The organism is Fructilactobacillus frigidiflavus, assembly GCF_044054575.1.
Taxonomy (GTDB): Bacteria; Bacillota; Bacilli; order Lactobacillales; family Lactobacillaceae; genus Fructilactobacillus; species Fructilactobacillus frigidiflavus.
The window spans coordinates 969,985-982,456 of record NZ_CP168716.1; the positions used below are offsets into that span (position 1 = coordinate 969,985).

The following is a 12,472-nucleotide window of genomic DNA, read 5'->3' on the forward strand; positions in this document are numbered from 1 at the left end:
ACTAGATTGGAGACAAATTATGAATAGTAAACGTATTATGAACGGAATTAATAAAAAAAATAAATATACTAAAAATAGTATTTTTAGTAGTGCTTCGTTAGTTTTATCTTTGGTGGCTATTGTTGTTTCTTTCATGAGTTATATGTCAAATAATGAACAAAATAAGGTTACTAATTCTTATCTACCATTTTCAAACAATATAGCAAGTACAAGAGAAGATTATAAATATCATATAAAAGATAAGGGGAAAGTATTTACTGATCCAATTGTATTAAAAATAAATTCAGGAACTGCAAATAGTATTGATTTTATAACCAAAACAAAAAACAAATATGAATACCATACTCCACAAGTCCTATTTTTAGATGCTAATAATACTTTGAAAAGCCTTCAAGAAAAACATGATGATGGGAAAAAATTTGTTAAATTTAATCCCCTATATACATTCGATAATGCATTAAATTATAAAGGACTTAATTCAACATGTGAATTAAGTAATGAATATGCCTTTTCTAAGGGAAATATGATTCCTCATACTTTTTACTTAATTCATTACTCGTCTAATAAAAGTAAACTTGTAATGGCTTATTATGAGAAACCAAAAAAGTCTAAAAATTTTTATAGTGTTAAAATTATAACTCCAAATATCTTTATTATTAGAAAAGATCAAATTTTAAATAGTAAGAAGAATAATACGGAAAAAAAGGCATATCAAATGTATGATGAATTAAATAATAAACTTAATAAAAATGGAAATTAATAGTAAATTATTAATTGATTATAAATTTAAACATTTTAGTTTTGAAGGATACAAAAAATTTTAAATTTATAATTAATTATTTTTAAGAAGTTATTCTGATATTTTATGGTTCTTTGTCAAATAGTTTTGGTATAAAGGGATTTAGGTCTCATCACAATTGTGATGAGATCTTTTTTTGTTAGTCATAAATTAATTTAATTCGTCTAAATGTTCTGTTTTTTAAACTAATAGCAGTATCTTTTGATTGTTTTAATTTTACGATGATACATTACAAATAATTATTAGAATATGAATAATTACGTGAATGTCAACATTTTTAATGTGTTATTTTTTATAACAAAAAAAGGTGTTGGATTTTTATACCAATACCATTAATGTAAAACTAAATTCGTATTTAATTATGCAAGAGTTCCCATTGGATCCCAAGGAGCTAGTTCTTTTGGTTCTTCAGTTTGTTGTTCACGTTCTTCAGGAGTTAAGTATTTTTTGTTAATCACCACTTGGTAAACGAATTCGCTAAACCAGTCGTCACTCATGACGAAGTAACCTTTTTCACCAACTTTATCGCCCCAACTGTTTTCTACTTTCCATTTAGTTGGTTGTCCGTTAACAAGGTCGACACCAGTGATTACCATGGCGTGGTTCATGACACTTTCACCATAGTCAAGGCGTTCAGCCTTAGTAAGGGAATTATCGGTATGCATTAAGTCATCAACGTGGTATAAATTAGTGTCCAAGATCCCGGCTTTTCGGTCGCTATCCATGGAAACATCGCTACCAAACCAAACTGTTTCACCAGCTTGAAGTTGTTTGATCGTTAATTCCTTTAATCTTTCAATTGGAAGGTTAAAGTGTTTAACAGCGCGACCACCAACTACGTTACCAAGCATTTCAACAGTGTAAGTCTTGTTAAAGGGTTTGTCAGCAGTAGGGGAGTTAATGATGGAGATGTATTCTTCAAGGTCTAAGTTAATGTATTTGTCAAAGAAAGCTTTGGGCGTTAAATCTTCATCAATGTGATAATTTTTATCGGCATCCCGATATTCAAAATTAAATTTATCAACGGGTTCGCCAAAGGCAAAGACTAACATCCGATACACTTCATTCATCATGTCGTCGCGTTTAGCGTTGATAATTTCTTCGCTTTGACCGTCATTAACAAGTTTACGTAAAATCACGGCATCATGACGTAATTGCGTGTTTAAAGCCGCATTAATTTCAGAAGACATGTTACTGTTATAAGTTTCTGGCATAGCTGATTTTGGCACAATTCCGTATTTTTCAATCAAAGCACAGAGCATGTCCCATTGACCACCGTCTTGTTGAGGAGTAGCTAACAAGAAGTTAACTTTCCGTGAATCTAACGGTTGATCAGCTGTATTAATAATGTTGTTTAAGAAGTAATTTGATTTTTCGAATTTATCCCAGAAGAAAGTAAAAGTTTGTGATAATTCGAAATCCTTTGGTACGTTAAAGTTGTTTTCAACTTGCGTCCGCATGGTATTTAAGGCAGCAAATACCCAACATCTTCCACTTTGTTTTTGGTTAGCAACATGTTGGCTAGAAACATCCACTGAGAAAATTGGATCCATTGCTGCATTTGCTTCATAGTCAGCAGCTGATTTTAAAATTCCGTTATGCGTTACGGCACGACGAACTACGTTAGCATCCGCAATCTCATCTAAGTTATTGGCATAGCGTTTGATACTTTTTGGTTCAATTGGTTTATCCATAATAAAAAAGCCTCCCAAAATAATTGTTTGGCTTTATTATAGCGTAATTTAATGGTTTAGCGGGCATTAATGATTTGTGGTCCCTCTGGGTGTTGCACAATAATCGTATTGGCAATGTCTAAGAAGAAACCGTGTTCGACAATCCCGGTAATTGAATCGAGGGTTGCAGCCAGCGCTTTCGGATCATCGATATGATCCAAGAATAAATCAATGATGTAATTCTTGGAATCAGTGGTAATTGGTTGATGGTCTTCACCTAAACGTAATTTAGGGTTAAGGCCCATTTTAGCAAGCCGCTTTTCTAGTTGTTTACTGCCGTAAGGGATAACTTCAAGTGGCACTGGATAATTTAAAGTTTTCACCATTTTGGTTTCATCAACAATCCACATGTTTTTCCGAGAATTAACGGCCACGATTTTTTCCATTAAATGCGAAGCACCGCCACCTTTAATTCCCTGGTAATTTTCGTCAATTTGGTCAGCCCCATCAATCGTTAAATCGATGTGATCAACTTCATCAACGTTTTTCATCGTAATGCCTAATCTTTCGGCGTGTTCTCTGGTATATTTAGAAGTAGGTACTCCAATAATCTTTAGACCAGCTTGAACTCGTTGACCAAGTGCTTCGACGAGGTACCACATGGTCGAACCACTTCCAATTCCAACAATCATTCCATCTTTAATGAAGTCGACCGCTTCACGACCGACTTGGGCTTTTTGTTTTTTTACGGCTTCGCTATCCATCAATAATCCCCTCAATTGAACATTCGTATTGTTTAATTCTAAAGGCTATTTTCCATGGATTTTGACGATTTGTCAAGTTATGTAAAAAGGCTCTAAATACTGGTAGAATGGTAGTATCCAATTATTTAAAAGTTAGGAGTTTTACAAATGAAAAGAGGATTCAAAATTGTCTCACAAGCTCAAGATTTAGGCTTAGAATTACCCAAACGGGCGACCAAAAATGCCGCGGGGTATGATTTTGCTAGTTCCGTTGATATGACTTTGCCATCAATTTGGAAAATCGGCTTTTTAAACGCTTTGAAAGTGATTTTTACGGCGAAAAATTTATCGGAGACGGATGCTGAAACGGCGCGTAAAGTTTTGCAGCCGTACTTGATTCCGACCGGGATTAAGGCTTACATGCAAGAAAATGAAGTTTTAATCATTGCCAATCGGTCTAGCAATCCTTTAAAACGCGGGATGATCATTCCAAATGGGATTGGCGTGATTGATGCTGATTATTACGATAACGAAAATAATGAAGGCGAAATCTTTGTCCAAATGATGAACTTTGGGATTCAAGATCGCCAGATTAAAAAGGGCGAACGAATCGGACAAGGGATTTTCATGCCGTTTTTACTAGCTGATAATGATGAAGAACCCAAGGCAACTAGAACTGGTGGCTTTGGTTCTTCAGGAAAATAGGAGGAATTTGCATGGCAAAAGCATCGACACGCTTTGTGTGTTCTAACTGTGGGTATGTTTCACCCACGTATCTAGGCCGTTGTCCCAACTGTGGGGAATGGAACACTTTTGAAGAAGAAACGGTCACCAAAAATGATACCAAGACGGCCAACGTTACTCGAGTTTCTTTTGAAGGAAAGAAATCCAAGCCCACTTTAATTGATGATGTTGATGCTCATGATGCACCACGTTATCAAATTGAGTCTAACGAATTGAACCGCGTTTTAGGTGGTGGCGTGGTTCCTGGTTCCTTAGTTTTAATCGGTGGGGATCCCGGAATTGGAAAGTCAACTTTACTATTACAAGTTTCAGGGCAGTTAAGCCAGTCTGGTAAACGAGTTTTATACGTAACTGGAGAAGAAAGTGCAGATCAAGTCAAGATGCGGGCTGATCGGTTAGGCGTTAAACACTTTGATAATCTCTACGTTTTTCCGGAAACTGATATGACGGCGATTCGAGAAGCGATTGCTAACGTGAAACCGGATGTCGTTATCATTGATTCCGTGCAAACCATGCAAGAAGGCGATGTGGCCTCTGCAATTGGATCGGTTTCCCAAGTTCGAGGGGTGACTGCCGACTTAATGAACATTGCCAAAACCAACAACATTACAATTTTCATTGTTGGTCATGTGACGAAAGGTGGAGCAATTGCTGGTCCCAAGACTTTAGAGCATATGGTTGATACGGTGTTGTATTTTGAAGGCGATAAGCATCATTCCTATCGTTTATTGCGGGCAGTGAAAAATCGATTTGGTTCGACCAATGAGTTAGGAATTTTTGAAATGGTTGATAGCGGCTTAAAAGAAGTGGCTAATCCATCGGAAATTTTTCTAGAAGAACGGTTACACAATGCGACGGGATCTGCCATTGTGGTTGCCATGGAAGGGACTCGGCCCATTTTGGTGGAATTACAAGCTTTGATTACGCCTTCCGTCTTTGGAAACGCGCAACGAACTGCAACTGGAGTTGACCGGAATCGGGTTTCTTTGATTATGGCAGTTTTAGAAAAACGAGCAGGCTTGATGTTACAAAATCAAGATGCTTATTTGAAAGCGGCTGGGGGCGTTAAGTTAGTCGAACCAGCGATCGATTTAGCGATGGCCATCAGTATTGCTTCCAGTTATGAAGATATTAGTACGGATCCCAAAGAATGTTACATTGGTGAATTAGGCCTAACTGGGGAAATTCGCCGGGTTGATCGAATTGAGCAACGAATTCGCGAAGCTGCTAAATTAGGGTTCGCTCGGGTAATTGTGCCCAAACATAACTTGGATGGCTTAAAGCTTGACGCGGAAATTGAAGTAGTTGGCGTCACGACCATTCGGGAAGCTTTAAAAATTGCTTTAAAGAAATAGACACCACAGCTTTATTTTTAAGTGAGATAATTGTAAAATTAAATGTAGACTAGATATAGAAAAGAGAGATTTAATTGGCAAATAATAAAATTCGTGTTCGTTATGCTCCTAGTCCTACTGGACACTTGCATATCGGTAACGCAAGAACTGCAATTTTTAACTATCTTTTTGCTCGTCATTATAAGGGCAAATTCATCATTCGGATTGAAGATACTGATACAAAACGTAACGTAGCCGATGGTGAAAAAAGTCAATTGGATAACCTTAAATGGTTAGGCCTTGACTGGGATGAAGGTCCTGATGTTGGTGGCGACTTTGGTCCTTACCGTCAATCAGAACGTCAAGCTACTTATGATCCATTGATTCAACAGTTATTAGATGAAGATAAAGCTTACTATTCATACAAGACTGAAGAGGAACTAGAAGCGGAACGAGAAGAACAAAAAGCTCGTGGCGTGATGCCTCATTATGAATACGAATTTGCTGGCATGACTGAAGCCGAACGCAAAGCCGCAATTGCGGATGCAGAAGCTAAAGGGTTGAAACCAGTTATTCGATTCCGCGTCCCTAAGAACCATACTTACGAATGGGATGATTTGGTTAAAGGCCACGTTTCCTTTAATTCTGATAGTATTGGTGGGGACTTCGTTATTGTAAAACGTGACGGAATGCCTACTTACAACTTTGCCGTAGTAGCGGATGACCACAACATGCAAATTAGCCATGTTTTCCGTGGTGATGATCACGTTGCCAATACGCCTAAGCAATTAATGATTTATGAAGCCTTTGGTTGGCAAGCACCTAAGTTTGGTCACATGAGTTTAATTATCAGTGCTGATACTGGTAAGAAGTTAAGTAAACGTGACGAAACAGTGCTTCAATTTATCGAACAATATCATGAATTAGGTTACCTACCTGATGCTTTGTTTAACTTCATTGTGTTATTAGGTTGGTCACCAGTGGGTGAAGATGAAATCTTTAACCAACGTCAATTCATCAAAATGTACGATGAATCACGGTTGAGTAAATCACCAGCGACCTTTGATAGCAAAAAGTTGGAATGGATTAACAACCAATACGTGAAAAATTCTGATGAAGATACCATTGTCGATTTGGCTTTACGTCAATTGATTAAAGGTGGTAACTTACCAGAAAATCCAGATGCTTTAACCATTGAATGGGCTCGTAAATTAATCGATGTTTACCGTCCTCAAATGAGTTACATGGCTCAAATTAACGAAATGGCTAATGTTTTCTTTGAAGATCCTGAATTAATTAAGGGTGATGCGCTTGCCGAAATTGATAATGAAACAGCCCCGGTTGTTTTGAAGGCGTTTGCCGAAAAGATTAAAGACTTACCAATTTTTGATAAAGTTGAAATCCTAAAAACAATTAAAGCAGTGCAAAAAGAAACTAAAATTAAAGGTCGTCAGTTATGGATGCCAATTCGAATTGCGGTTACGCACGAAATGGAAGGTCCAGAACTACCAGAATCAATCGAATTGATTGGTCGCGAAAAGACTTTGAAGCATTTACAACAAACGCTTGATCAAATTAGCAAATAATTAAAATATTTTTAAAATGATTGGTCTAGTTGCATACTAGGCCTTTTGTTTTGGGAAAAATAAGCTTCGATATGATATCATTAAATGAAAAACGTAGGAGGTAGTTAGTTATGGTGTTAAAAGTATATAATTCATTAAATAATGAAATGGAAGTTTTCGAACCACTTCAGGCAGGCAAGGTCAATATGTATGTCTGTGGTCCGACCGTATATAACTACATCCACATTGGAAATGCTCGGAGTGTCGTAGCTTTTGATACCATCAGACGCTATTTAGAATACCTTGGTTATGAGGTTAACTATGTTTCGAACTTTACCGATGTTGACGACAAAATGATTAAAGCTGCTAAAGCAGATGGAATTACGGTTCCAGAAGTCGCTGATAAATTTATCAAAGCTTATTTTGCAGATACTAAAGCTTTAAACGTTCAACCAGCCACTTTAAATCCGCGTGCAACGGAAAACATTCCAGAAATCATCAATTTTATTCAATCCTTGATTGACCAAGGGTATGCCTATAGTGTTGATGGTGATGTTTATTATCGAGCCCGAAAGTTTAAAACGTATGGTGAACTGGGGCATGAAGACTTGGATACCTTAGAAAGTGGTGCTAGCCAACACGTTTCTGCGGATGAACTTGCTAAAAAAGAAGATCCAATTGATTTTGCTTTATGGAAAAAAGCCAAACCAGATGAAATTGCTTGGGATTCTCCTTGGGGCAAAGGTCGTCCGGGTTGGCACATTGAATGTTCCGTAATGTCCACTAAATATTTAGGCGATACGTTTGATATTCATGGTGGGGGAATCGATCTTGAATTTCCGCATCACGAAAATGAACGAGCACAAAGTGAAGCGAAGACGGGAAAACGGTTTGTCAATTACTGGTTTCATAATGGGTTTGTGACCGTGGGTGATGATGACGAAAAAATGAGTAAGTCACTCGGTAACTTTGTGACGGTTCATGATTTAATTCAAAAAATTGATCCCCAAGTCTTACGGTTTATGATGTCAACGACGCAATACCGTCGTCCAATTCGCTTTAGTCAAGCTGGCTTAGACGAAGCAGCTGCTAACCTTAAGAAGTTACAAACGGCTTATACTAATTTGGAATACCGTTTGAAGGATGCCGAAGAGGACGGAGATCCAAAAGTTGATCAAGAAATTCGTCAACTGCAAGCTGATTTTCAAGATGCGATGGATGATGACTTTAACGTGCAAAATGGAATTGCCAAAGTCTATGAAATGGCTAAATTAGGCAACGTTTATGCCGAACGGCCAGTTGTTTTCAAAGAAACGATTGAATTAATTATGCAACGCTTGAAACAACTAGCAGCAATCTTTGGAATTGAATTAACAGTGGCAGCTTTTGATGATGCCGAAGTTGAACAACTAATTGCCGAACGCAATCAAGCACGAGCTGATCACAATTTCCAACGCAGTGATGAGATTCGGGATGAATTAAAAGAACAAGGGATTATCCTTGAAGATACGCCTCAAGGAACCCGATTTAGAAGGGAAAATTAGCGTTAATGAGTGAATCTGATAAAAACGTTGAATTCAAACAATTAAATGGAGTGGCTTTAGCTTATCTGGGCGATGCAGTTTACGAAGTATTCGTCAGACGGCATTTAATTGACGAAGGAGTCACACGCCCCAATCATTTACAGCGAAAAGCCACCAAATACGTTTCAGCCAAAGCCCAATCTGGTTTAATTGCTTTAATGGAAGAAGATAACTTACTGACTGAAGAAGAACAGTATTTTTTTAAACGCGGGCGCAACGCTAAAAGTTATACCCACGCCAAAAATACGAGTGTTGTAACTTACCGGGTGTCAACGGGATTTGAAGCTCTATTTGGCTTTTTATCTTTGAGTGCACAGGAAAATCGATTAGCTGAGCTTGCCCAATGGTGCATTGCTCAAGTTGAATCTGGGAGAGTAGTTTATGAAAAATAATGAAGATTTTATTATTGGCCGTCATCCGGCGGTCGCAGCTTTAAGAAATCAAGACCAAGATATTAATAAGGTTTTTTTGCAAAGTGGAATCAGTAAAGACGATGAAACGGTTAAAACCATTCTTAAATTAGCCAAGGGACGTCACTTGGTGATTTCTAATGTACCAAAGTCCAAACTAGACCTAATGTCTGATCACCAAAATCATCAAGGGGTGATGTTAGCCATTGCCGCCTTTAAATACGCAACGATTGATGATTTATTTGCTAATGCGGCGCAAAAAGAGGAAGCACCATTCTTTGTGATTCTTGACAATATTGCTGATCCCCATAATTTAGGGTCAATTTTAAGAACTGCTGATGCTGCAGGTGTGCATGGTGTAATTATTCCCAAACATCGGTCAGTAGGATTGACTTCAACCGTTGCTAAAACATCGGCAGGTGCAATCGAACGGGTTCCCGTTGCCAAGGTAACTAACTTGGTAAATACCGTTAACGAATTAAAAGACCGCGGGGTGTGGGTCTTTGGTACTGATATGCAAGGAACTGATTACCGTCGTTGGGATGCTAAAGGTGCCTCAGCTTTAATTATCGGTAGTGAAGGGAAGGGTATTTCTCCACTATTAAAGAAACAAGTTGATGAAATGTTAACCATTCCCATGATTGGAAATATTCAGAGTTTGAATGCATCGGTTGCAGCTGGATTGTTGATGTACCAAGGCTTCAACTCACGCCATCCGTTATAATCATGGCAAAGTTAGCCAAAACAGAGTTATTGATTGTTGATGCTTACAATGTGATTGGAAATTGGGAACATTTAAATCGCTTGAAGCTCGATAATAAACTACCAGAAGCCCGTGATGAGTTAATCAGCGAATTGTCGGAATACCAAAAGTATAGTGGTAAAGAAATTATTGTCGTGTTTGATGCCATGTACGTTCCGGGACTAGCTAAGTCAAAGCAGGTGAAAAATATTAAAGTGGTATGGACCAGTAAAAACGAAACGGCTGATACCTACATTGAAGCCTTAGCCGCGCGCGAACAATCGTTGTTTACTCAGGTTGAAGTCGCCACGAGTGATCATGCCGAACAGTGGACTATTTTTTCAGCGGGGGCTTTACGAGTTCCGGCCCAAGAACTTTTAGTCTCAGTCCGCCGAACCAAAAAAGAAATTCGCAATGAAGCGAAACATTATAACAGTAATTTAACCGGAAATCGGTTAACGTTTGATGAACGTCAAATGGCGAAACTAACGAAATTACGTGATCAATTATCAAAGGATGAGTGAGTTACTCATTCTTTTTTATTTGCTTAATTTTATAAAATTAGTGAAAAATAAATGGTTTTAGATTGGAGTATTTATTATTTATTAATTAGAACAATCGTTCGCTTGTGGGGATTCACGATTCTTTGTAATTTATTAATCAAGCAATTACAAGGAGAAAAATATGAATTCAAGCAAAATTTGCAACTGTGATCCACAATTAATTATTGATGCACAAACTGATGGTGATCGGTTTTATCAATTGTTCCAACAATTTTCTCCCATTTATTTAAAGCTTTGGCATGAGTTTTACGTTTCCGATATGGACTTAGCTGATTGGAGTCAAGAGTCAGCAATGGTACTAATTAGAATTGTAGCTAGATACGATTTAACGAAAAAGGTGACCTTTGGCTCATTTTATAAGGCCAGTTTAAAAAATCGGCTATTTGATTTAATCAGAAAGCGCAAAGCCCAAAAGCGGGTCCCGCTGCAAGCCCAAACTTCTTTAAATCGGTTTGCGGAATACTATGCGGATACGATTTCAGATACGACTGCCTATAATCCTTATGAAGTTTATGAGTTTTATGAACAAATTGAACAAGTGAGTGCCATCTGTTCTAAATTTGAAAAATGTGTGTTAACGGATTCACTACGCCAGCTTAGTCCCGAACAAATTGCACAACAACAAAAGGTTTCAGTTTTAAAAGTAAAAAACGCTTTAATGCGCTGTCGCCGCAAATATGAAGATTATACCCGTTTGACGCAGTTGAAATTAGATGATAAAGTTAGTAATGATTAAGGAGGTGTAGTGGATGGCTCAAAGAAAAGTAGCATTAGCTTGCTCGATATGTGGTTCACGTAACTACACCATCACTGCCAAACCTAACCGTGAAACGCGATTAGAATTAAAAAAGTACTGTAAACATTGTGGCAAGAACACAATTCATCGGGAAACCCATTAAGGAGATTTGCGTAATGAAAAGACTTTGGAATTTTTTCAAGAGTGTTGGAACTGAAATGAAATTAGTTGTTTGGCCTAACGCTCAACAAACTAGAACTGATACAATTACAGTAATTGGAACAACAATTTTCTTCACTGTATTTCTTGGATTAATTGATTGGGCCGTTCAAACAGCCTTACTTAAGTTTTAATGATTATCAAACTGGCTAACTATTTAAATTTCTGTTATAGTTAAATTACGAACTTCGTTTACGCGAGGTTTTTTATTTTGGTCGATTTAGTAAAGGAGATTATTGAAGTGGTAGAATCAGCTGAAAAACAATGGTATGTGCTTCATACTTACTCTGGATATGAAAATAAAGTTAAAGAAAACCTAGAATCAAGAAGAGATTCAATGGGGATGCAAGACTATATCTTTGACGTTGTGGTTCCAGAAACGGAAAAACACGAAGTTAAAAATGGTAAAGAAAAAGTAGTCATGGATAAGACTTTCCCTGGATACGTGCTTGTTCAAATGGTAATGACCGATCGGGCTTGGTATGTTGTCAGAAATACTCCTGGTGTAACTGGATTTATCGGATCACACGGACAAGGTTCAAAGCCTAATCCATTACTTCCTGAAGAAGTTGAACATGTCATGGCTCAACTTGGAATGAAGCAAAACATTCAACCTTTGGATAGTAAAGTTGGTGATACTGTGACAATTATCGAAGGTGCTTTCAACGGTCTTTCTGGTAAAATTACCAGTATCGATAATGAAAAAGGTAAGCTAAAAGTTAATATCGATATGTTTGGTCGTGAAACTAGTACTGAATTAGACTTTAACCAAGTAAAACCACTAGAAAATAATTAATTAGAGTAATTGTTGTAATCTTCAATTGCTTATGCTATAATTTTACAGTGTACTTTGTGCATAATCAGCGTGGGAGAAGAAATTTCATCTTCATTTACCACACACGGACTTAAGGAGGTTTGTCTCGTGGCTAAAAAAGTAGTAGATATTGTTAAGTTACAAATTGCAGCGGGTAAAGCAACACCTGCTCCTCCAGTTGGACCTGCATTGGGTCAAGCTGGTGTGAACATTATGGAATTTACAAAGGACTTTAATGCACGTACTGCTGATCAAGCAGGAATGCTTATTCCGGTTGTAATTACCGTATTTGAAGATCACTCATTTAGTTTCATTACTAAGACTCCACCTGCCGCTATTCTTTTGAAGAAGGCTGCTGGTGTTGAATCTGGTTCTGGTGAACCTAACACTAAGAAAGTTGCTAGCGTAACTAAAGCCCAAGTGAAGGAAATCGCAGAAACTAAGATGCAAGATCTAAACGCAGCTGATGTAGAAGCAGCTATGCGTATGATTGAAGGTACTGCACGTAGTATGGGATTCACTGTCGAAGGTTAATCTAAATACGTAG

Annotated in this window: 15 protein-coding genes; 13 read left to right on the forward strand and 2 right to left on the reverse strand. The window is 37.5% G+C overall.

What is annotated here, in order from left to right:
• Positions 1-19 precede the first annotated feature (19 nt).
• Entirely contained in the window at positions 20-760 is a 741-nt protein-coding gene (locus ACEPSS_RS04865) for a hypothetical protein (protein WP_395317901.1), read from the forward strand.
• A gap of 398 nt (positions 761-1,158) precedes the next feature.
• Here the strand turns inward: ACEPSS_RS04865 and ACEPSS_RS04870 are convergent, their stop codons facing one another.
• Both ACEPSS_RS04870 and rpiA read right to left on the reverse strand, forming a co-directional pair.
• Positions 1,159-2,493 carry a C1 family peptidase gene (locus ACEPSS_RS04870; protein ID WP_395317903.1) on the reverse strand — a complete coding sequence of 445 codons (1,335 nt, stop codon included), beginning with the start codon at positions 2,491-2,493 and terminating at the stop codon, positions 1,159-1,161.
• 56 nt (positions 2,494-2,549) lie between these two features.
• Positions 2,550-3,236, reverse strand: a complete 687-nt coding sequence (rpiA, locus tag ACEPSS_RS04875) for a ribose-5-phosphate isomerase RpiA (RefSeq protein WP_395317905.1) — start codon at positions 3,234-3,236, stop codon at positions 2,550-2,552.
• Positions 3,237-3,383: 147 nt separating this feature from the next.
• Between rpiA and ACEPSS_RS04880 the strand changes: the two genes are divergently transcribed.
• The 12 genes from ACEPSS_RS04880 (at position 3,384) to rplK (ending at position 12,459) form a co-directional block, all read left to right on the forward strand.
• Positions 3,384-3,920, forward strand: coding sequence for a dUTP diphosphatase (locus ACEPSS_RS04880; RefSeq protein ID WP_395317907.1), 537 nt, complete (start codon positions 3,384-3,386; stop codon positions 3,918-3,920).
• A gap of 11 nt (positions 3,921-3,931) precedes the next feature.
• The gene (gene radA / locus ACEPSS_RS04885; RefSeq protein ID WP_395317909.1) at positions 3,932-5,314 is read left to right on the forward strand and encodes a DNA repair protein RadA; all 1,383 of its coding nucleotides are present in this window, start codon (positions 3,932-3,934) and stop codon (positions 5,312-5,314) included.
• Between the two features lie 74 nt (positions 5,315-5,388).
• Positions 5,389-6,879 carry a glutamate--tRNA ligase gene (gene gltX / locus ACEPSS_RS04890; RefSeq protein WP_395317911.1) on the forward strand — a complete coding sequence of 497 codons (1,491 nt, stop codon included), beginning with the start codon at positions 5,389-5,391 and terminating at the stop codon, positions 6,877-6,879.
• 113 nt (positions 6,880-6,992) lie between these two features.
• Entirely contained in the window at positions 6,993-8,402 is a 1,410-nt protein-coding gene (cysS, locus tag ACEPSS_RS04895) for a cysteine--tRNA ligase (protein ID WP_395320496.1), read from the forward strand.
• A 5-nt stretch (positions 8,403-8,407) separates the two neighbouring features.
• Positions 8,408-8,833, forward strand: a complete 426-nt coding sequence (locus ACEPSS_RS04900; protein WP_395317913.1) for a Mini-ribonuclease 3 — start codon at positions 8,408-8,410, stop codon at positions 8,831-8,833.
• Positions 8,823-9,575 carry a 23S rRNA (guanosine(2251)-2'-O)-methyltransferase RlmB gene (gene rlmB / locus ACEPSS_RS04905; RefSeq protein WP_395317915.1) on the forward strand — a complete coding sequence of 251 codons (753 nt, stop codon included), beginning with the start codon at positions 8,823-8,825 and terminating at the stop codon, positions 9,573-9,575. Before ACEPSS_RS04900 ends, rlmB begins: the two co-directional genes overlap by 11 nt.
• 2 nt (positions 9,576-9,577) lie before the next feature.
• A complete protein-coding gene (locus ACEPSS_RS04910; protein WP_395317917.1) occupies positions 9,578-10,117 on the forward strand; it encodes an NYN domain-containing protein in 540 nt (179 codons plus the stop codon).
• A 160-nt stretch (positions 10,118-10,277) separates the two neighbouring features.
• Positions 10,278-10,892 carry a sigma-70 family RNA polymerase sigma factor gene (locus ACEPSS_RS04915; RefSeq protein WP_395317918.1) on the forward strand — a complete coding sequence of 205 codons (615 nt, stop codon included), beginning with the start codon at positions 10,278-10,280 and terminating at the stop codon, positions 10,890-10,892.
• Between the two features lie 13 nt (positions 10,893-10,905).
• On the forward strand, positions 10,906-11,055 hold the full coding sequence (gene rpmG / locus ACEPSS_RS04920; RefSeq protein ID WP_395317920.1) for a 50S ribosomal protein L33: 150 nt from the start codon (positions 10,906-10,908) through the stop codon (positions 11,053-11,055).
• 13 nt (positions 11,056-11,068) lie between these two features.
• Positions 11,069-11,245 carry a preprotein translocase subunit SecE gene (gene secE, locus ACEPSS_RS04925; RefSeq protein WP_395317922.1) on the forward strand — a complete coding sequence of 59 codons (177 nt, stop codon included), beginning with the start codon at positions 11,069-11,071 and terminating at the stop codon, positions 11,243-11,245.
• Between the two features lie 107 nt (positions 11,246-11,352).
• Positions 11,353-11,907: a transcription termination/antitermination protein NusG gene (nusG, locus tag ACEPSS_RS04930; RefSeq protein WP_395317924.1), complete on the forward strand. Its 555-nt coding sequence runs from the start codon at positions 11,353-11,355 to the stop codon at positions 11,905-11,907.
• 126 nt (positions 11,908-12,033) lie between these two features.
• Complete coding sequence (gene rplK, locus ACEPSS_RS04935) at positions 12,034-12,459, forward strand: 50S ribosomal protein L11 (protein WP_041817634.1); 426 nt, start codon at positions 12,034-12,036, stop codon at positions 12,457-12,459.
• Positions 12,460-12,472 lie beyond the last annotated feature (13 nt).

Bases quoted from the DNA above. Each gene is read 5' to 3' on its own strand.
- ACEPSS_RS04865 (WP_395317901.1), top strand. From the start codon at position 20: ATGAATAGTAAACGTATTATGAACGGAATTAATAAAAAAAATAAATAT.
- ACEPSS_RS04870 (WP_395317903.1), bottom strand. From the start codon at position 2,493: ATGGATAAACCAATTGAACCAAAAAGTATCAAACGCTATGCCAATAAC.
- rpiA (WP_395317905.1), bottom strand. From the start codon at position 3,236: ATGGATAGCGAAGCCGTAAAAAAACAAAAAGCCCAAGTCGGTCGTGAA.
- ACEPSS_RS04880 (WP_395317907.1), top strand. From the start codon at position 3,384: ATGAAAAGAGGATTCAAAATTGTCTCACAAGCTCAAGATTTAGGCTTA.
- radA (WP_395317909.1), top strand. From the start codon at position 3,932: ATGGCAAAAGCATCGACACGCTTTGTGTGTTCTAACTGTGGGTATGTT.
- ACEPSS_RS04900 (WP_395317913.1), top strand. From the start codon at position 8,408: ATGAGTGAATCTGATAAAAACGTTGAATTCAAACAATTAAATGGAGTG.
- rlmB (WP_395317915.1), top strand. From the start codon at position 8,823: ATGAAAAATAATGAAGATTTTATTATTGGCCGTCATCCGGCGGTCGCA.
- ACEPSS_RS04910 (WP_395317917.1), top strand. From the start codon at position 9,578: ATGGCAAAGTTAGCCAAAACAGAGTTATTGATTGTTGATGCTTACAAT.
- ACEPSS_RS04915 (WP_395317918.1), top strand. From the start codon at position 10,278: ATGAATTCAAGCAAAATTTGCAACTGTGATCCACAATTAATTATTGAT.
- rpmG (WP_395317920.1), top strand. From the start codon at position 10,906: ATGGCTCAAAGAAAAGTAGCATTAGCTTGCTCGATATGTGGTTCACGT.
- secE (WP_395317922.1), top strand. From the start codon at position 11,069: ATGAAAAGACTTTGGAATTTTTTCAAGAGTGTTGGAACTGAAATGAAA.